Source organism: Amycolatopsis aidingensis (genome assembly GCF_018885265.1).
Classification (GTDB): Bacteria; Actinomycetota; Actinomycetes; order Mycobacteriales; family Pseudonocardiaceae; genus Amycolatopsis; species Amycolatopsis aidingensis.
This window is the reverse complement of sequence record NZ_CP076538.1, coordinates 5,734,427-5,751,292: the sequence shown is the minus strand read 5'-3', so window position 1 is coordinate 5,751,292 and position 16,866 is coordinate 5,734,427. Positions and strand designations below refer to the sequence as shown.

At 71.5% G+C, this 16,866-nt stretch carries 18 protein-coding genes; 10 read left to right on the top strand and 8 right to left on the bottom strand.

The features are described 5' to 3' along the window. The first annotated feature begins 66 nt into the window (after positions 1-66). From dxr to map, 7 genes are all read left to right on the top strand, one after another. The gene (gene dxr, locus KOI47_RS26145; RefSeq protein ID WP_216208731.1) at positions 67-1,272 is read left to right on the top strand and encodes a 1-deoxy-D-xylulose-5-phosphate reductoisomerase; all 1,206 of its coding nucleotides are present in this window, start codon (positions 67-69) and stop codon (positions 1,270-1,272) included. A 3-nt stretch (positions 1,273-1,275) separates the two neighbouring features. Continuing rightward, a complete protein-coding gene (locus tag KOI47_RS26140) occupies positions 1,276-2,502 on the top strand; it encodes a M50 family metallopeptidase (protein ID WP_216208728.1) in 1,227 nt (408 codons plus the stop codon). 126 nt (positions 2,503-2,628) lie between these two features. Next, positions 2,629-3,777: a flavodoxin-dependent (E)-4-hydroxy-3-methylbut-2-enyl-diphosphate synthase gene (gene ispG, locus KOI47_RS26135; protein ID WP_216208724.1), complete on the top strand. Its 1,149-nt coding sequence runs from the start codon at positions 2,629-2,631 to the stop codon at positions 3,775-3,777. A 4-nt stretch (positions 3,778-3,781) separates the two neighbouring features. Next, entirely contained in the window at positions 3,782-4,636 is an 855-nt protein-coding gene (locus KOI47_RS26130) for an AraC family transcriptional regulator (RefSeq protein WP_216208721.1), read from the top strand. Then, positions 4,633-5,016, top strand: a complete 384-nt coding sequence (locus tag KOI47_RS26125; RefSeq protein ID WP_216208719.1) for a VOC family protein — start codon at positions 4,633-4,635, stop codon at positions 5,014-5,016. The genes KOI47_RS26130 and KOI47_RS26125 overlap by 4 nt, the downstream gene beginning before the upstream one ends. A 91-nt stretch (positions 5,017-5,107) precedes the next feature. After that, entirely contained in the window at positions 5,108-5,962 is an 855-nt protein-coding gene (locus tag KOI47_RS26120; protein ID WP_216208716.1) for a GNAT family N-acetyltransferase, read from the top strand. A gap of 17 nt (positions 5,963-5,979) precedes the next feature. Then, positions 5,980-6,837, top strand: a complete 858-nt coding sequence (gene map, locus KOI47_RS26115) for a type I methionyl aminopeptidase (protein ID WP_216208713.1) — start codon at positions 5,980-5,982, stop codon at positions 6,835-6,837. On the opposite strand, the gene KOI47_RS26110 is transcribed toward map, so the two are convergent. Next, the gene (locus KOI47_RS26110; protein WP_216208710.1) at positions 6,824-7,513 is read right to left on the bottom strand and encodes a FadR/GntR family transcriptional regulator; all 690 of its coding nucleotides are present in this window, start codon (positions 7,511-7,513) and stop codon (positions 6,824-6,826) included. The two genes, map and KOI47_RS26110, sit on opposite strands and share 14 nt — an antisense overlap. A 155-nt stretch (positions 7,514-7,668) precedes the next feature. On the opposite strand from KOI47_RS26110, the gene KOI47_RS26105 reads away from it, so the two are divergent. Then, the gene (locus KOI47_RS26105; protein ID WP_232376920.1) at positions 7,669-8,853 is read left to right on the top strand and encodes a CynX/NimT family MFS transporter; all 1,185 of its coding nucleotides are present in this window, start codon (positions 7,669-7,671) and stop codon (positions 8,851-8,853) included. 5 nt (positions 8,854-8,858) lie between these two features. On the opposite strand, the gene KOI47_RS26100 is transcribed toward KOI47_RS26105, so the two are convergent. From KOI47_RS26100 to KOI47_RS26090, 3 genes are all read right to left on the bottom strand, one after another. Beyond that, positions 8,859-9,254: a hypothetical protein gene (locus tag KOI47_RS26100; RefSeq protein ID WP_216208703.1), complete on the bottom strand. Its 396-nt coding sequence runs from the start codon at positions 9,252-9,254 to the stop codon at positions 8,859-8,861. A 45-nt stretch (positions 9,255-9,299) separates the two neighbouring features. Then, a complete protein-coding gene (locus KOI47_RS26095; protein ID WP_216208701.1) occupies positions 9,300-9,731 on the bottom strand; it encodes an Hsp20/alpha crystallin family protein in 432 nt (143 codons plus the stop codon). A 248-nt stretch (positions 9,732-9,979) separates the two neighbouring features. Further along, positions 9,980-10,291 carry a hypothetical protein gene (locus KOI47_RS26090; protein WP_216208698.1) on the bottom strand — a complete coding sequence of 104 codons (312 nt, stop codon included), beginning with the start codon at positions 10,289-10,291 and terminating at the stop codon, positions 9,980-9,982. A 174-nt stretch (positions 10,292-10,465) separates the two neighbouring features. On the opposite strand from KOI47_RS26090, the gene KOI47_RS35900 reads away from it, so the two are divergent. Further along, positions 10,466-10,804, top strand: coding sequence for a MerR family transcriptional regulator (locus KOI47_RS35900; RefSeq protein WP_232376263.1), 339 nt, complete (start codon positions 10,466-10,468; stop codon positions 10,802-10,804). A 99-nt stretch (positions 10,805-10,903) separates the two neighbouring features. Here KOI47_RS35900 and KOI47_RS26080 read toward each other — a convergent pair whose 3' ends face one another. From KOI47_RS26080 to KOI47_RS26070, 3 genes are all read right to left on the bottom strand, one after another. Next, entirely contained in the window at positions 10,904-12,319 is a 1,416-nt protein-coding gene (locus tag KOI47_RS26080) for a mycothione reductase (RefSeq protein WP_216208692.1), read from the bottom strand. A gap of 74 nt (positions 12,320-12,393) precedes the next feature. After that, positions 12,394-13,869, bottom strand: a complete 1,476-nt coding sequence (locus KOI47_RS26075) for a cobyric acid synthase (RefSeq protein ID WP_216208690.1) — start codon at positions 13,867-13,869, stop codon at positions 12,394-12,396. Between the two features lie 2 nt (positions 13,870-13,871). Continuing rightward, a complete protein-coding gene (locus KOI47_RS26070) occupies positions 13,872-14,747 on the bottom strand; it encodes a M15 family metallopeptidase (RefSeq protein WP_232376262.1) in 876 nt (291 codons plus the stop codon). 117 nt (positions 14,748-14,864) lie between these two features. Between KOI47_RS26070 and KOI47_RS26065 the strand changes: the two genes are divergently transcribed. Continuing rightward, a complete protein-coding gene (locus KOI47_RS26065; protein ID WP_216208688.1) occupies positions 14,865-15,647 on the top strand; it encodes a serine protease in 783 nt (260 codons plus the stop codon). Here KOI47_RS26065 and KOI47_RS26060 read toward each other — a convergent pair. Then, entirely contained in the window at positions 15,644-16,837 is a 1,194-nt protein-coding gene (locus KOI47_RS26060; RefSeq protein ID WP_216208685.1) for an 8-amino-7-oxononanoate synthase, read from the bottom strand. The two genes, KOI47_RS26065 and KOI47_RS26060, sit on opposite strands and share 4 nt — an antisense overlap. Positions 16,838-16,866: the final 29 nt, after the last annotated feature.

Below are 16,866 nucleotides of genomic sequence, written 5' to 3'. Positions count from 1 at the left end.
GATGATTTCACATCGGAAGGGTGGCACCGCGACAGGCCGGGCGTGGGCTCCGCGACAATGACCGTGATGGATGGCAAACGAAGCGTGTTGCTGCTGGGCTCCACCGGTTCGATCGGCACTCAGGCGCTGGACGTGGCCGCGCGTAACCCCGGCCTGTTCCGGATCGCCGGGCTGGCCGCCGGGGGCGCCGACCCCGCGCTGCTCGCGCAGCAGGCGCTGACCCATTCGGTCGACGCGGTGGCGGTCACCAAGCCGACGGTGGTGGAGGACCTACAGCTCGCGCTGTACGCCGAGGCCCAGCGCCGCGGCTACGCCAAGGGCGAGTTCCGGCTGCCGCGCATCTTCGCGGGCGCCGACGCGGTCACCGAGCTGATCGACGCGGCGCCGGTGGACGTGGTGCTCAACGGTATGCCCGGCTCGCGCGGCCTGGCGCCCACCCTGCGGGCGCTGGAGTCCGGCGCCATGCTGGCGCTGGCCAACAAGGAGTCGCTGATCGCGGGCGGGCCGCTGGTGCTGGCCGCGGCGAAGCCCGGCCAGCTGGTGCCGGTGGACTCCGAGCACTCCGCGCTGGCGCAGGCGCTGCGCGGCGGCCGGGCCGAGGAGGTGGACCGGCTGGTGCTCACCGCCTCCGGCGGCCCCTTCCGCGGGCGCAGCAGGGCGGAGATGGCGCAGGTCACGGTGGCCGAGGCGCTGGCGCATCCCACCTGGTCGATGGGCCCGCTGGTCACCATCAACTCGGCCACCCTCGCCAACAAGGGGCTGGAGCTGATCGAGGCGAGCCTGCTGTTCGACCTCCCGTGCGACCGGATCGACGTGGTGGTGCACCCGCAGTCGATCGTGCACTCCATGGTGACCTTCACCGACGGCTCCACCCTGGCCCAGGCCAGTCCCCCGGATATGCGGCTGCCGATCGCGCTGGCGCTGCGCTGGCCGGACCGGGTGCCCGGGGCCGCCCCTGCCTGTGCCTGGGACACCCCGGCGACCTGGACCTTCGAGCCGCTGGACGAGCAGGCGTTCCCCGCGGTGGAGCTGGCCCGCCATGCCGGTACCGTGGGTGGTTGCCTTCCGGCCGTGTTCAACGCGGCCAACGAGGAGCTGGTCGGCGCGTTCCTGGAGCAGAACAGGGGTTTCACCTCCATCATGGACACTGTGACGAAGGTGGTGGAAGCCGCCGACGAGTGGCGTCGCGAGCCGCGTGACGTCGAGGACGTACTGGCCGCGGAACAGTGGGCCCGCGCCCGCGCCGTTTCGATCAACACCGAGGGGAAGTAGGGCGTGCTCGCCTACATTCTTGGAGTCGCGCTGTTCGCGCTGGGCATCTGCGTGTCCGTCGCGCTGCACGAGGCTGGGCACATGGTGACCGCGAAGGCGTTCGGGATGAAGGTCCGGCGCTACTTCATCGGGTTCGGGCCCACCGCGTTCTCCTTCCGCCGCGGGGAGACCGAGTACGGCCTGAAGTGGATCCCGCTCGGCGGATTCTGCGATATCGCGGGCATGACGGCGCTGGACGAGGTGACCCCGACCGAGGCGCCGAAGGCGATGTGGCGGTTCAAGGTCTGGAAGCGCACCGTCGTGCTCGCCGCGGGCTCGATCACCCACTTCATCCTCGGCTTCATCGTGCTGTACCTGATGGCGGCCACCATGGGCCTGCCGAACCTGATGGGCACCCCGGAGATCGCCTCGGTGTCCAGCTGCGTGCAGGACGCCCGCACCGACGAGCAGTACCGCAACCCCGACTGCACCCCCGGCGCGCCCGCCCCGGCCCGGAACGCGGGTATCCAGCCGGGTGACGTGATCGTCTCGGTCGCTGGCGAGTCCACCCCGACCTACAGCGATGTGGTGGACGAGATCCAGCCCCGCTCCGGCCCGACCCCGATGGAGGTGCGCCGGGACGGCGAGATCGTTCAGCTGACGGTGGACGTGGCCAAGGTGGAACGGCCCGTTGTCGATCCGCAGGATCCCTCCGGGCCGCGGCAGATCGTGGAGACCGGCTCGATCGGGGTGACCTTCCCCCGGACGTTCGACTACGGCCCGGTCGCCGCGATCGGCGGGGCGGCCAGCTTCACCGGCGAGATGTTCGTGCAGACCTGGCAACGGCTGCTGGAGTTCCCTGAGCGGATTCCCGCCGTGGTCGAGTCGATCTTCGGCGAGGAGCGGGACCCGAACACCCCGATGAGCGTGGTCGGTGCCAGCCGGATCGGCGGTGAGGCCGTCGAGCACGGGCTGTGGACCCTGTTCCTGCTGCTGCTGGCCAGCCTGAACTTCTTCATCGGCGTGTTCAACCTGCTGCCCCTGCTGCCGCTCGACGGCGGGCATATCGCGGTGACCTGGTACGAGAAGGTCCGCGACTGGCTGCGCAGGCTGCGCGGCAAGGCCGCGGGCGGCCCGGTGGACTACACGAAGCTGTCCGCGGTGACCATGGTGCTGGTGTTCATCGGCGGGGCCGTGGTCCTGCTCACCGTCACCGCCGACATCGTCAACCCGATCCGCATCACGCAGTAGGCTTTTCCGCAGGTCAGCGCCGGTGCGTGCGGGCAGGGGCCTGCGTGGCGTCTGCCGCACTCACCAGGCGTGACGGCGGTATCGTTTGGGTTGACGCCATTCGCCGTATCGGTTGCAGAGGACTCGATGACCGTCGCACTCGGCTTGCCAGCCATGCCCCCTCCGGTGCTCGCCGAGCGCCGCAAGACACGCCAGCTGATGGTCGGCCCCGTGGGGGTCGGCAGCGATCACCCGGTGTCGGTCCAGTCCATGACCACCACCGAGACCGCCGACGTCAACGCCACCCTGCAGCAGATCGCCGAGCTGACCGCCGCGGGCTGTGACATCGTCCGGGTGGCCTGCCCCAGTGCCGACGACGCGGAGGCGCTGCCCGCGATCGCCAGGAAGTCGCAGATCCCGGTGGTCGCCGACATCCACTTCCAGCCCAAGTACGTGTTCGCCGCCATCGAGGCCGGGTGTGCCGCGGTGCGGGTGAACCCCGGCAACATCCGCAAGTTCGACGACCAGGTCAAGGAGATCGCGCAGGCGGCAAGGGACCACGGCACCCCGATCCGGATCGGGGTGAACGCAGGCTCCCTCGACAAGCGGCTGATGGAGAAGCACGGCAAGGCCACCCCGGAGGCGCTGGCCGAGTCGGCGCTGTGGGAGGCGAGCCTGTTCGCCGAGCACGACTTCCACGACCTGAAGATCTCGGTCAAGCACAACGACCCGGTGGTCATGGTGCGGGCCTACGAGATCCTCGCCGAGCAGTGCGACTACCCGCTGCATCTCGGCGTGACCGAGGCAGGCCCGGCCTTCCAGGGCACCATCAAGTCCGCGGTCGCCTTCGGCGCGCTGCTGCGCCAGGGGATCGGGGACACCATCCGGGTCTCCCTTTCCGCGCCTCCGGTGGAGGAGGTCAAGGTCGGCGCGCAGATCCTGCAGTCGCTGAACCTGCGCCCGCGCAAGCTGGAGATCGTGTCCTGCCCTTCCTGTGGGCGCGCGCAGGTCGATGTGTACAAACTGGCCGACGAGGTCACCGCGGGCCTGGAAGGGATGGAGGTCCCGCTGCGGGTCGCGGTGATGGGCTGTGTGGTGAACGGACCGGGGGAGGCGCGCGAGGCCGACCTCGGGGTCGCCTCCGGCAACGGCAAGGGCCAGATCTTCGTCAAGGGCGAGGTGATCAAGACCGTGCCCGAGCACCAGATCGTGGAGACCCTGATCGAGGAGGCGCTGCGCATCGCCGAGGAGACCGGCGAGAGTGCGAGCGGTTCCCCGGAGGTCGTGGTTTCCTGACAGCATGGCCGAGCCGGAGTTCGCCGTCCGGCCGCCGCATCCGTCGCTGCGGCGGCTGGTCACCCGCTATATCGGGTACCGGCAGCACGCCGCCGGGCTGCCGGTGCACCGGGGCCTGCCGTCCCGGCATGTCACCCTGGTCATCAGCCTGGACCAGCCGATCCGGCTGATCGCGATGCCGCGGCCGGACCAGCCCCCGGCCAGCATGCGTGCCCCGGCGGGTGGGCTGCACGCCGCACCGGCGCTGATCGCGCAGGATGGCCTGCGACACGGGATCCACCTCGAGCTGAACCCGCTGGGCACCCGAGCGCTGCTCGGCCTGCCCGCGGCCGAGCTGAGCGGGTACGTGGTGGACCTCGCCGACCTTGGCTCCGCCCGGCTCGCCGTCCTGCCGGAACGGCTCGCCGCCGAGCCGAGCTGGCCACGCCGGTTCGCCGTCCTGGACGAGGTGCTGCGTGCCGAACTGACCGAGTCCGGCGCCCCGGCACCGGAGGTCGACTGGGCGTGGCGGCGGCTGTGCGCCGAACGCGGCCTGCTCCGGGTGGCCGAACTGGCCGCGGAGGTCGGCTGGAGCCGCAGGCATTTCGGCGAGCGGTTCCGGCGCGAGCTGGGCCTTTCTCCGAAGCAGGCGGCCAGGGTGCTGCGGTTCGAGCGGGCCGGTGAGCTGCTGCGTCGGCACGGCAGGCTCGACCTCGCCGAGCTGGCGATCACCTCAGGGTTCTACGACCAGGCGCACCTGACCAACGAGTGGCGTGCGCTGGCGGGCTGCTCCCCTGGCACCTGGATCGCCGAGGAGCTGCCTGAGCTCTCATTCGACCAAGAAACCGCGGGCACCGCCGCCGCAGACTCGGCGGTATGAACAACCCAGGAATCTGGCCCTGCCTTCGCTTCACCGACGCCGAAGCCGCGCGGCGCTTCCTCACCGAGGTGTTCGGCCTCACCGAGACCCTGACCGTCCGCGGTGACGACGGCGTGTCCGTCGTGCACGGCGAGCTGAGGTGGCCGGAGGGCGGCGGCGTGATGTACAGCTCGGCCAGCGAATGCGCCACCGGCCCCGCGCCGGGCGAACAGTACCTGTGCGTGGTCACCGACAACCCGGACGCGGTACACGAGCGGGCCGTGGCGGCGGGCGCGACGGTGTCGCAGCCGCCCGGCGACAGCGGGCACGGCTCCCGCCTCACCGCCATCGCCGACCCGGAGGGCAACATCTGGACATTCGACACATACCGGGGCGCCTGACGCCGCGGGAACCCAGCGTGTCCACGGTGTCTTACTCAACCCTCACGGACTGTGTTTTCCGTTACGCCGTTTATCTGGCACGCTAGAGACCGTGTTGCGGCTTGCAGGTGCGCGGCTGCTCGATGATCGGGACTATCCGGCGGTCCGTGCCGCGCTTGCCGTTGATCCCGTCGGCAGCTGCATGGTGTCCGCGCGGGTGGAGGCCGCCGGACTCGACCCCTGGCGCCTCGGTGGCGAGGTGTGGGCCGCCGACAGCCGTCCCAGCAGGTCGGGCCGCATCCAGAGCCTCTGCTTCTCCGGTCCGAACCTGATCCCGCTGCGGGGCAACGCGCCCGCGTTGCGTTCCTTCGCCGACCGGGCCCTGCGCCGGCAGCGGACCTGCTCCTCGCTGGTGGGACCGGCCGAGCAGGTGCTCGGGCTGTGGGAGGAGCTGGCCGACGACTGGGGACCCGCCCGCGAGGTGCGCCAGGACCAGCCGCTGCTCGCACTGGACGGCTCGCCGTCCCGGCAGGGCGACCCGCTGGTGCGGCCGGTCCGCCCGGATGAGCTGGACCGGTACCTGCCCGCCGCCATCGCGATGTTCATCGAGGAGGTCGGGGTGGACCCGCGGGCGGGCGACGGCGGCGCGAGCTACCGGGCGAGGGTGGCCGAACTGATCGCAGGCGGCCGCGCCTTCGCCCGGTTCGAGGGCGGGGAGGTCGTGTTCAAGGCCGAGATCGGCGCGCTGTCCGCGACCGTGGGCCAGATCCAGGGCGTGTGGGTGCATCCGGACCGGCGTGGGCACGGTCTCGGCACCCTCGGCACCGCCGCGGTGGTGAGCAGGCTGGTCCGCGGGATGGGACGTACCGCCAGCCTGTACGTCAACTCCTACAACGCCCCGGCACTGGCCGCGTACCGCAGGATCGGGTTCAGCCAGGTAGGCCGGTACGCGACGGTGCTCTTTTAGCTCGTAGGCTGGTGGGTATGCCCGTGCGTTCCCCGTTGCAGCCCGGCGAGCAGTCGCCGCGCCGTCCCGTGCCAGCCAGTATCGCCCGCCCCGAGTACGTCGACCGGCCAGCGCCCAAGCGGGACACCGGCAACGGCGTGCGCACGCCCGAGGTGATCGAGGCGATGCGGGTGGCGGGCCGGATCGCGGCGCAGGCGCTGGAGGAGGGCGGCAAGGCCGTCAAACCGGGCAACACCACCGACGATGTCGACCGGGTGGTGCACGAGTTCCTGCTGGACCACGGTGCCTACCCCTCCACGCTGGGTTACCGCAGCTTTCCGAAGTCCTGCTGCACCTCGCTGAACGAGGTGATCTGCCACGGGATCCCGGACTCGACGGTGATCGAGGACGGCGATATCTGCAATATCGACGTCACCGCCTACATCGGCGGGGTGCATGGCGACACCAACGCCACCTTCCTGGCCGGGGAGGTCTCCGAGGAGGCGCGGCTGCTGGTCGAGCGCACCAGGGAAGCCACCATGCGCGCGATCAAGGCGGTCCGTCCCGGCCGCCAGCTGAACGTGATCGGCCGGGTGATCGAGTCCTACGCCAAGCGGTTCGGCTACGGCGTGGTGCGCGACTTCACCGGGCACGGTGTCGGCCCCGCCTTCCACACCGCGCCGACCGTGCTGCACTACGAGGAGCCGTCGGTGACCACGGTGATCGAGCAGGGCATGACCTTCACCATCGAGCCGATGATCACCCTGGGCACCATCGACTACGACATCTGGGACGACGACTGGACGGTCACCACCAAGGACAAGAAGTGGACCGCCCAGTTCGAGCACACCCTGCTGGTCACCGAGTCCGGCGCGGAGATCCTCACCCTTCCGTAGTCTCCTGGGTCTCCTGCTGGGCCAGCAGTTCGTCCAGGAAGCCGCCGGCCTCGGTGGCCGCCCGCTGCGGATCGCCCGCGGCGATCGCCTCCAGCAGCCCGCGATGCTGGATGTCCGCGCGCTGCTGCTCGGTCTGGGAGGTGGTGGCCACGCTGGCGGTGATCACCTCGGTGAGCCCGCGGTAGAGCTCGGTCAGCAGGGTGTTGTGCCCCGCCCGCACCACGGCGAGGTGGAACTCGGCGTCGGCATGCACGAACTCGTCCACCCTGCTTTCCCGCCGCGCCCGGTCCCTGCGGTCCAGCAGGTCGGTGAGGGTGCGCAGCTCAGCGTCGGTGCGCGCGGTCGCCGCCAGCCGGGCACCCTCCACCTCGAGCGTCCTGCGTACCTGCAGCACCTCGCGTAGCTCAGAACCGCACAGCCTGCGCACCGCGCCGGAGACCTCGCTGGTGGCGCGGACGTAGGTGCCGTCGCCCTGGCGGACCTCCAGCAGCCCGCTGTGCGAGAGCGCCCGGACCGCCTCGCGGACCGTGTTCCGCCCCACGCCGAGGGTGCTCACCAGCTCGGCCTCCGGCGGTATCCGCTGCCCCACCGGCCACTCGCCGTTCGCCACCGCTTCGCGCAGCTGGCCGATCACCTGGTCGACAAGGCCGGAACGCCGGGTCGTGGCCAATGGCACAGTGTCACCCTCCCCACCGGATCATCCCTTCATCCAATCATCCTATGTCTGCCATAGTAGCTGGTATGGCGGTTGAGTCTCGCATCTCCGGCGATCTCGCGGACGGTCACGCCACCTCCGGACTCGCGGCCGAACTGGATGGTGCCATCGAGCCGATGCCGGGCCACCGCACCGTGACGGTGGCGGGTGGCGCACTGCTCGCGGTCGCGGTCGTGCTGGTCGCGCTGAACCTGCGACCCACGATCACCAGTGTCGGCCAGCTGCTCGGGGAGAGCCGGGCCGCGCTGGGCGCCTCGGCGACCTGGGCCGGAGTGCTGACCACGCTGCCAGGGCTGTGCTTCGCCGGGGCCGGGCTGGCGGCACCGTGGCTGGCCCGGCGGATCGGGATGGCGCGGGCGATCGGGCTCGCACTCGGGGTGCTCGCCCTCGGCCTGGTGCTGCGGGTGCTGGACGGGCAGCTGGTGGTGCTCGGTGGCACCCTGGTGGCCACCGCGGGGATCGCGCTGGCCAACGTGCTACTGCCGGTGGTGGTCAAGGACTCCTTCCCGGCCCGGATCGGCCTGATGACCGGTATCTACACCGCCGCGCTGCAGGCGGGTGGCGCGCTCGGGTCGGCGGCCACCCCGCCGCTGGACACGCTGCTCGGTGGGTGGCGGCAGGCGCTGGGCAGCTGGGCGGTGCTGGCCCTGGTCGCGCTGGCGGTGTGGGCCTTCGCCGCGCGCGGCGGGCGGGTGAGCGGCACCGGCAAGCTCGCCGGGGACGGCGGCCCACGCCGGTCGCTGTTGCGCAGCCCGCTCGCCTGGACCGTCACCCTGTTCTTCGGCCTGCAGTCCTGCCTCGCCTATGTGGTGCTCGGCTGGCTGCCCGAGGTGCTGATGGACTCCGGGGTCGGGCACAACGAGGCCGGGCTGCTGCTCGGCCTGGTGTCCCTGATCGCGGTGCCGATCAGCGTGACCATCCCGCCGCTGGCCGCGCGGCAGGCCAGCCAGAGCGGTTGGATCGTGGGACTCGGTGTGTTCGGCCTGGCCGGGCTGATCGGGCTGCTGGTGGCGCCGGGGGCGGCACCGCTGCTGTGGACCGTGCTGCTGGGGATCGGGATGAGCGTGTTCTCGCTGGCGCTCACCACCATCGCGCTGCGGGCCCGCACCGGCGCCGAGACCGCCCAGCTGTCCGGGATGGCGCAGGGCTTCGGCTACCTGCTCGGCGCCGCGGGACCGTTCGCCTTCGGCTTCCTGCACGACCTCACCGGCGGCTGGACCGCCCCGTTCGCCATGCTGCTCGGCACCCTCTCCGTCCAGCTGGTCGCCGGCTGGCTGGCCGGCCGTCCCCGCTACGTCTGACTTGGTCAGTCGGGGAACGGGGCATCCGGTACGGCCGTGGCCGCACCATCGGGTTCGCCGTCCGCTCGCTGCCTGACCAGACCGTGCAGATCGTCGAGGGTGGGTTCGAGCAGCAGCACCCCGGTGGTCAGGCAGCCGTGCATCGCCCGTAGGTCGGCCACCACCTCGTTGGCCGCGTGCTCGTCCCGGCCGCTTCCGGCGACGGCCGCGGGGACCCGCTCGATCAACGCGTTCACCAGTCCGGCCAGGGCGCTCGCGAGATGGTGGACACCCTCGACCACCGCGTGCGCCGCGACGGGGCCCGGTGCGCTCGTGGTGACCTCGCGCCCGGTGTAGTCGACCAGCCTGCGCGCTTCGTCCAGGGCGACCCGCAGTCGCGCGCCGTCGTGCCCAGTGTCCATCCTGCTCACCTCCCTTCTCCGGACTCGTTTCGGATGAACCGCTCCTCAGGGGTTGATCTCCTTGCGGTCGGAGCCGCCGCCGACCGCGATCTTGCGTGGCTTGGCCTGCTCGGCCACCGGGATCCGCACGGTCAGCACGCCGGCGTCGTAGGTCGCGGCGATGTTCTCGGTGTCCAGGGTGTCGCCGAGGAACAGCTGTCTGCTGAACACGCCCCGCGGGCGCTCGGCCGCCTGGACCTCCGTGTCCTCACCGAAGTCCGCTGGGCGCTCGGCGTGCACGGTCAGCACATCGCGCTCGACGTCCAGGTCGATGGACTCCGGGCGCACGCCCGGAATGTCGAAGCTCACGACGTACTCGTTGCCGGAGCGGTAGGCGTCCATCGGCATCACGGTGGGGCGGGCCCGGGTGCCGGTGGTGCCGAAGAACTGCTGGCTCAGCCGGTCAAGCTCACGGAACGGATCGGTGCGCATCAACATCTCCGCTGCCTCCTTCGCTGTCTCCGGACTCACGGTTTCCGAACGTGGAAGCCGAACCTGGCGATATCTACAACGTTCAAACTAGTTTTCTTGTTCCCGACGGTGCAGGTTTTACCTATCCGGGTCCTGATGAGTCCCTGAGCCATGACGAGCCCCGCCGCACCGATCGCGGCGGGGCTGACCTTCAACGAGCAACGATCCATGTCCCAGTCCGGGACGACATGAGCGTGGGTGCCTGGAAGGCGACATCACCTGCCTTTCGTCAGCTGCCTGGGACTCGACGAGCGAAACGTTCGACCGGCCGACGGAGGGGACCGCTGCCGTGGCCGGTGCTGCCTGCCCGGCGGAGTCGTCGGGGTGGGCAGCATGGATACCGGCCGGAACGGGGAGGCCGGCACGTGTGGGCTCGGTAGGTCCAGCTGGCGCGGTCCGGCCGGTGGCTGGGCGCGGTCCGGTGCGGCCGCACCGAAGTTCGCGGCCACGATGGCGTCGAACTCGGCGTGCAGCCATTCCTGGTCCGCGCACACCAGTTCGGCGAGCGAACCATGGGTGCGGTCCACCCGTTCGATGTCACTAGCCCTTCGCAGCATTCGCGGTCACTCCGGTACCAACTCGTTCGTCCGCACCAGGTCACATCTCACTGCGTCCACTTTTCTTATAGTCGTGACTGTAGATTGTGTCAAGTGGCCGACGTAGCTAATGTCGGCTCGACGTTATGGGTAAGGAGTTCCGGCGTGGCCGACCTTGGCAAGCTCGATGACGAGGACTATCCGACGTTCTCCACCGGGCAGGCCGCCGATGTACTCGGTGTGCAGCAGGCCTTCCTGCGCAGTCTGGACAGCGCCGACCTGGTGCGCCCGGCCCGGTCCGATGGCGGGCACCGGCGGTATTCCCGCAGGCAGCTGGCGGCGGTAGCGCGGCTACGGGAGCTGTTCGATGAGGGGCACACCCTGGCCGCCGCCGGCCGGATCCTCGGTCTCGAGGAGCGGCTCGCCGCCGCGCGGGAGGAGATCGCCGACCTCCGTGAGCGGCTGGCCGACGATCCTCCCGCCCCCGGCTCCGACGGCAACTGACCGCCACCCCGCCAGCCTACGAGGCCCTGAACGTGGCGTACGAGACGTTAGACGTCCCAAAAGTGCCGTTCGCGTCGTTGTACGTCCCGATAGTGCCGTTCAGGGCATTTCGGTTGGCGGGTCGAGGGGGAGGTTGAGCAGGGCGTTCTCGATCAGCTCGGGCATGGCGGGGTGGATCCAGTACTGCCCGCGGGCCATGCTGCGGGCGTCCAGGCCGAAACTCATCGCCTGGATCACCGGCTGGATCACGGTGGACGCCTGCGGCCCGATGATGTGTGCGCCGATCAGTTGCCCGGTGACCGGGTCGGCGAGCAACTTCGCGAACCCGCTGGTGTCCTCCATCGCCCAGCCGTAGGCGATGCCCGCGTAGTCCTGGGTGGCGGTGACGTACCGGACGCCGCGGGCGATGGCCTGCCGCTCGGTCAGCCCGACCGAGGCGATCTGCGGGGAGCTGAACACCGCATGCGGCACGAACCGGTGGTCCGCGGCGACCCGCTCGTCCGGGTGCAGCAGGTTGTGCTGCACCACCCTGGCCTCGTGGTTGGCGACGTGCTTGAGCTCCTGCGGGGAGGAGATGTCGCCCAGCGCGTAGATGCCATCGATCCCGGTGCCCTGGAACTCGTCCACCAGCACGTGGCCGTCCGCCGAGGTGGACACCCCGGTGGCGGCGACATCGAGCAGGTCGGAGTTGGGGCGCCGCCCGGTGGCCACCAGCAGCAGGTCGGCCTCGACGGTCTCCTGCCCGGTCGGGGCGTTCAGGTCCAGCGCGATTCCGCCGCCCTCGGTGTGCCGGGCGGCCAGGGTGTCGCGATTCAGCCGCACGTCGAACCGGTTCGCGGCCAGCTCGGTGAATCGGGAGCTGACATCCTCGTCCTCGGACCGCAGCAGCGCCCCGGAGCGCGCCACCACGGTGACCTGGACGCCGAAGGAGGCGAACACGTGCGCGAACTCCGCGGCGACGAACCCGCTGCCCAGGATGATCGCCCTGGCGGGCAGCTCGTCGATGCGCATCACGGTGTCCGAGGTGTGGTAGCCGACCTCGGCGAGGCCGGGCACGTCCGGCAGGGTCGGCCGCCCGCCCGCGGCGAGCACGAACCGGTCCGCGGTCACCGGCTCGACGGCGGTGCCGTCGGCGAGGGAGACGGCCATCTCCTTGGGCCCGGTGAACCGCCCCTCGCCCTGGTAGACCGTGACGTTCGCGTTGTCCGCATGCCGCGTGCGGTACTCCCGGCCGCCCTCGGCGATCGGGTCGATCCGGCCGAAGATCCGGTCCCGCACCTCGCGCCAGCGCACGCCCCGCAGCTCGGCGTCCACTCCGAGCCGGGCACTCGCCGCCGGTGCCGCCGCCATGTCCGCGGTGTGCACGAACATCTTCGTCGGGATGCAGCCGACGTTCAGGCAGGTGCCGCCGAACACGCCCTTCTCGACGATCGCGACCTTCCAGTCCGCGAAACGTGGGTCGAGGATCGAGTTCCCCGATCCGGTACCGACGATCACCAGGTCGTAGTGCGGCACGGTGCTTTCCTTACCTCGTCAGCTCGTCTGTCCCTACCCGGCAACCCGGGGCGCATCCCCGTTGTTCCCGGTGCTCAACCGGTGCTCAGCCGCACCCACGGCAGCTCGGGGTCCGCGCCCCGCTCGATCAGCTCCAGCAGCGCGGCGCCGTCGAGGTGCTCCTCGACCGCGTCGGCCAACCGGTCCACCATGGACTCACGTAGCGCGGCGAACCCCGGCGCGTCGCCCGGCTCCCAGGACACCCCGGCCTGCGCGGCGACCTCCGCCAGCCAGGCCCGCCGGAAGCCGTCCCGCTCGAACGCGCCGTGCCACATCGTCGCCCACACTGCGCCGCTGCGGAACCCGTCCAGGAAGGGTTCCGCTTCGCCGGTAAGGCGCACCCGGCCGTGGTGGATCTCGTAGCCGGTCACCTCCTGCCCCCGCCAGTGCCCGGACGGCCTGCCGAGCACCTTCTCCTGGGTGAACCGCACCGCGGTGGGTAGCAGCCCCAGCCCGGGCACGGTGCCCGCGCCCGACTCGACCTCGTCGGCGATGGTGCCGGCGAGCATCTGGTAGCCGCCGCAGATCCCGAGCACCGGCCTGCCCTCGGCGGCCCGCTTGCGGATCGCGTAGTCGATCCCGTGCTCGCGCAGCCAGGCCAGGTCGCTCACGGTGGCCCGGGTACCGGGCAGCACCGCGAGATCCGCCGCGGCGATCAGGTCCGGGTCCGCGGTCACCGTCACCGACACCCCGGGCTCGGCGGCCAGCGGGTCGAGGTCGGTGGCGTTGGACACCCTCGGCAGCCGGACGGCGGCCACCCGCAGGCTGCCCGAAGCGTCCGCCGACCAGCCACCGAGCGCCAGCGAGTCCTCGGAGTCCAGCCAGGCATCGGGCAGCCAGGGCAGCACCCCGAGCACCGGCCGCCCGGTCAGTTCCTCCAGTGTGGACAGCCCAGGCCGGAGCAGCTCCGGGTCGCCGCGGAACTTGTTCACCACGAAGCCGGCCAACAGCCGCTGGTCGGCCTGGTCCAGCAGGGCCAGCGTGCCCGCCATCGCGGCCAGCATCCCACCCCGGTCGATATCGCCGACCAGCAGCACCGGCAGGTCCGCCTGCCGGGCAAGGCCCATGTTCACGTAGTCCCCGGAGCGCAGGTTGATCTCGGCCGGGCTGCCAGCGCCCTCGCACAGCACCACGTCGAACCGCTCGCGCAGCTCCGCCAGCGCCTGGTATGCCGCCTCGGCCAGTGCCCGCCTGCCGTTCGCCCACTCACCGGCAGCCAGCTCACCCCACGGGCGGCCGCGCAGCACCACATGGCTGCGCCGGTCCCCGCCCGGTTTCAGCAGCACCGGGTTCATCGCCGACTCCGGTTCCACCCCCGCGGCCACCGCCTGCAGCCACTGCGCCCGCCCGATCTCGGCGCCGTCCGCGCAGACCATCGAGTTGTTCGACATGTTCTGCGACTTGAACGGCGCGACCCGCACCCCCTGCCGGGCCAGCCACCGGCACAGGCCCGCGGTCACGGTCGACTTGCCCGCGTCGGAGGTGGTCCCGGCCACCAGCAGTCCGCCCATAGTTAGTGCCCCGTCGCCGAGAAGTGCATGGTGTCCACCGGGTCGGTCCAGGTACCACCCCAGGTCCAGCCTGCGGCCCGGAACGCCGCGACCGCGGGCCCACCGGGCAGCAACATCCCCGGCCGGACCCGGGACCGGTCCAGGTAGGCGGAGGCCAGCTCCGGCAGCACCACCTCCCCGGAGTGGTAGGGGTTGCAGAACGGGTTCACGTCGATGGCCAGTCCCTTGGCGTGTGCCGACCAGCTCGACTTCCCGCGCATCGGGCGGCAGACGAAGGCCGTGGTGTTGTTCCCGTCCCCGGTCGGCGCCGCGTCCAGCTCCTCCGCCCTGGTCACCCGCATCTCCTCCAGTGGGAACCGCGCGGCGAACAACCGGCCGAAGATCCCGGTCACCTGCTCCGCCACCGAGGCGTTGACCAGCATCTCCCCGGTATGCGCCCGCCCGTCGAAGCCCCAGAAGGACATCGTCAGGTAGCGCAGGTCACCGGCCGCCACCGGGCAGCCCGGCTGCCAGGTGCTGCGCCGCAGCACCTCCGCGGGCACCGGGTCGACGGTCGCGGCGTAGCGGCCGTCCCGGGGCGGCGGGAGCAGATCACGGGTGGGCAGGCTGCGCTCCACCAGCTCGGGCGGGGTGGGCCGCATCTCGCCGTAGCCGTCCGGGCGCAGCGGCAGCGGCCGGGCGCCCACCCGCCAGCCCGTGGCGGAGGGTGGCGCGGTGGTCCCCTTCGTTGTCGTACCGTCCGGGGGCGCGGCCGATGTGGCCGGGGCGGGCGTGGTGTTCGTCACCGCAGGCCCGGCGGCCCGCGGCGGGGTGTCGGTGCACCCAGCCAGCACCGTCGTCCCGACGGTCAGCAGCGCTATCCCGGCCCGTACTCGCACGCCACCAGCTTCGCAGAGCCGAGCCCCTGGCACGGACACCACCCGATTCAGTGACACCGGTTCGGTGCTTGACCTGATTAGGGTGAGGACGCCGACGAGCCAGACCTGGAGGGCATGATGGTGACGAGATACCGGCGGGCCGTCGTGGCCGCGGTGGCGCTGCTCGCGGCCACCCTGTTCGTGCCTGCGGCGGGGGCAACCCAGCCCACCATCGTCGGCGGCAACGAGGTGTCCATCCGGGACTACCCCTACGCCGTGTTCCTCACCGACCGGCGCGGCGGCCAGTTCTGTGGTGGCGTGCTCATCGGCCAGGACACCGTGCTCACCGCCGCGCACTGCGCCCGGGCGATACCCCGCGAGGACCTGGTCGTGGTGGGCGGCCGCCAGGACAAGCGCACCGACCTCGGCCGCACCTCAGGGGTGCGCTCGATCTGGGTGCACCCGGAGTACCGCACGCCGGGCTCGGGCAACGACATCGCCACGCTCACGCTCTCCAGTGCGCTGTGGTACCCCACCGCCCGGCCCGCGACCGGCTCGGACACCGGGCTGTATCAGGCGGGCACCAGGGCGACCGTGATTGGCTGGGGCCGCACCGCGGACGGCGGCCCACGGTCGAACACACTGCGTGGCGCCACCCTGCCGATCGTCAGCGACCAGGACTGCGGGCAGGCGTTCCGTAACTACGACTCCACCACCATGGTGTGCGCGGGCCTGCCCGAGGGCGGGGTGGACGCCTGCACCGGCGACTCCGGCGGCCCGCTGCTGGTCGGCACGACGGTGATCGGGATCGTGTCCTGGGGAGTCGGCTGCGGAGAGCCGGGCAAGCCAGGGGTCTACACCCGGGTGGCGCACTACGATGGCAAGCTCGGCGACAGCGTGTTCCCCCGGCTCTTCCCCTAACGGGCACCCCGTGGCGCGGTCTCGGTGATGACGCCGACCGCCTTGTCCAGATCGGCTTCGGTGAGGTCGGCACGCGCGGTCAGCCGCAGCCGGGAGACGCCGTCCGGCACCGAGGGCGGGCGGAAACAGCCCACCTTGACTCCCTGCTCGGCGCAGCGTGCCGCCCAGGCCACGGCGTCCTCAGGGCCAGGAGCCCGTACCGAGACCACGGCGGCCGCGGGGGTGCTCACGATGAACCCGGCCGCGCCGAGCCGTTCGGCGAGGTTTCCCGCTGCCGCCCGTACGTTGGTGGCCAGCTCCGGCTCGGCGCGCAGCACCCCGAGGGCCGTCTGTGCCGCGGCCACGCTGGCGGGGGCGAGCCCGGTGTCGAAGATGAAGCTCCTCGCGGTGTCCACAAGGTGCCGGATGACCCTGCGCGGGCCGAGTACCGCCCCGCCCTGCGCACCGAACGCCTTGGACAGCGTGATCGTGGTCACCACATCCGGCGCGTCCGCGAGGCCGGCCTCGTGCACCGCGCCCCGGCCGCCCTCGCCGAGCACGCCGATTCCGTGCGCGTCGTCCACCAGCAGCGCGGCGCCCTGCTCGCGGCAGGTGGCGGCCAGCTCGGGCAGCGGGGCCAGGTCGCCGTCCACCGAGAAGACCGAGTCGGTGACCACCAGCGCCCTTGCCTTGCGCCGGGTGGCCAGCGCGTGCCGCATCGCGGCCGGATCGGCGTGCGCCACCGCGGCCACGTCCGCCCTGGACAGCCGGCAGCCCTCGATCAACGAGGCGTGGATGTACTTGTCGGTCACGATCGCCGACTCGGCACCGGACAGCGCGGTGACCGCGCCGAGGTTCGCGGTGAACCCGGAGGAGAACACCAGTGCGGCCTGGGCGCCGGTGAACCTGGCCAGCTCGTGTTCCAGCTCGGCATGCAGCTCGGTGGAGCCGGTGACCAGCCGGGAGCCGGTCGAGCCCGCGCCCCAGCGCAGGGCGGCCGCGGCCGCGGCTCCGGCCACCCGCTTGTCCCTGGCCAGCCCGAGGTAGTCGTTCCCGGCAAGGTCGAGTTCCGCGGACTCGGCCGTTCGGGGCCGCAGCCGCCGGACGAGCCCGGCCTCGGCTCGCTTCTCGGCCTCCGCGTCGAGCCAGTCGAAGACCTGCTCGGGAGGGGTGGCGGTCGCGGTCCGGACGACTGAGCCTGGTGCGTTCACGCCCGGCAGTCTCGCATCGCCTGCCCCTT

Bases quoted from the DNA above. Each gene is read 5' to 3' on its own strand.
- dxr (WP_216208731.1), top strand. From the start codon at position 67: ATGGATGGCAAACGAAGCGTGTTGCTGCTGGGCTCCACCGGTTCGATC.
- ispG (WP_216208724.1), top strand. From the start codon at position 2,629: ATGACCGTCGCACTCGGCTTGCCAGCCATGCCCCCTCCGGTGCTCGCC.
- KOI47_RS26130 (WP_216208721.1), top strand. From the start codon at position 3,782: ATGGCCGAGCCGGAGTTCGCCGTCCGGCCGCCGCATCCGTCGCTGCGG.
- KOI47_RS26125 (WP_216208719.1), top strand. From the start codon at position 4,633: ATGAACAACCCAGGAATCTGGCCCTGCCTTCGCTTCACCGACGCCGAA.
- map (WP_216208713.1), top strand. From the start codon at position 5,980: ATGCCCGTGCGTTCCCCGTTGCAGCCCGGCGAGCAGTCGCCGCGCCGT.
- KOI47_RS26105 (WP_232376920.1), top strand. From the start codon at position 7,669: ATGCCGGGCCACCGCACCGTGACGGTGGCGGGTGGCGCACTGCTCGCG.
- KOI47_RS26100 (WP_216208703.1), bottom strand. From the start codon at position 9,254: ATGGACACTGGGCACGACGGCGCGCGACTGCGGGTCGCCCTGGACGAA.
- KOI47_RS26095 (WP_216208701.1), bottom strand. From the start codon at position 9,731: ATGTTGATGCGCACCGATCCGTTCCGTGAGCTTGACCGGCTGAGCCAG.
- KOI47_RS26075 (WP_216208690.1), bottom strand. From the start codon at position 13,869: ATGGGCGGACTGCTGGTGGCCGGGACCACCTCCGACGCGGGCAAGTCG.
- KOI47_RS26065 (WP_216208688.1), top strand. From the start codon at position 14,865: ATGGTGACGAGATACCGGCGGGCCGTCGTGGCCGCGGTGGCGCTGCTC.